We start from the raw sequence: 1029 nt of genomic DNA on the forward strand, positions 1-1029 counted from the left end.
GGGTAGAAGCGGACTTCCCTGTTCGCCCTGACCGCAGGAGCGACGCACCGCAGTCGTACCGCTGGGTCTTCGAGATGACGCGCAACGACGAGGGGATCGACCTCTACTTCTTCTTCGGCGACCCCGACACCCGCAGCGAGTACTTCCTTGAGAAAAGACACTCCCCAACAAGCGGCACACCCACTCCCAAAGCCACTTCCCGGTAACGGACGAAGACGAGGAAGGCGCCTGATCGGCGCCCCGACTGCCGCGGGCACTGCTTTCGAACCGCGTGGCGCCCTGTGTGCCGGCACGCTCCCTGGACGGCGCGGCGTGCATGCGCGGCTCCGCAACTGCCCCGACGGGAGACTGCCGTACCATTTTGAGTGCGTTCAAATACGGTTGGAGTCCGACCGGCGAGGGCGGTGGCCCGGACGCAGGGGAGGGGTTGGCGTGGGTCGACGGCTTTGGTACTCAATCGCCTTTGCCGGGGTGGTGATGGGGTTGACGGTGTCCTGCGGCTGGGCTGCGGCGATCCATGCCGCAGAGATCTCGGCGGATCGGATGGAAGGGCGATGGGTCAGCGAGGGCGGCACCTCCCTGACCTTCCGTGAGGATCACACGTTCACCGCCGAGCACTTCGACGAACTGCCCGCCGCATCGGAGTGCACGCAGCCTTCGGCCCTGTCGTCTGGCCGATGGGCGTTTTACGCCTCCGCTGGATCCGGCCAGGTGGAGGTCGCGGACGAGAGCGCCACGCGCGGCACGGTGGTGTCGCTGGCCTTCGCTGCCGGTGACTGCGAGGTGGACGCCTACCTCTTCGGAGACGAAGACACCCCTGTCCTGTGCCCGACTGAGGACCCCGATGCCAGCTGCCCCGGCGAGGGCTACCTCCACCGAAAGAAGACCGCGGCTCTCGGCACCTGAAACGGCCACCACCCGGCCAGCCGGCTTTACGAGTTGGTGCGTGATAGCGGGTGAGGTGTCGGGTCTGGCAGGTGGCATGATCCGGGTGTGGTGATCATGGTCAATCGGGCGGTGCTGGCGCAT

The 1029-nt window shown here is 66.6% G+C and carries 1 protein-coding gene and 1 pseudogene; both read left to right on the top strand.

All coding sequences use genetic code 11. The features are described 5' to 3' along the window. Positions 1-206: pseudogene (locus AC07D6_RS33530) on the top strand (hypothetical protein); the annotation flags it as partial. A 226-nt stretch (positions 207-432) separates the two neighbouring features. Then, complete coding sequence (locus AC07D6_RS33535) at positions 433-906, top strand: hypothetical protein (protein ID WP_479050742.1); 474 nt, start codon at positions 433-435, stop codon at positions 904-906. Positions 907-1029: the final 123 nt, after the last annotated feature.

This window comes from Streptomyces sp. NPDC045287, from assembly GCF_056432325.1.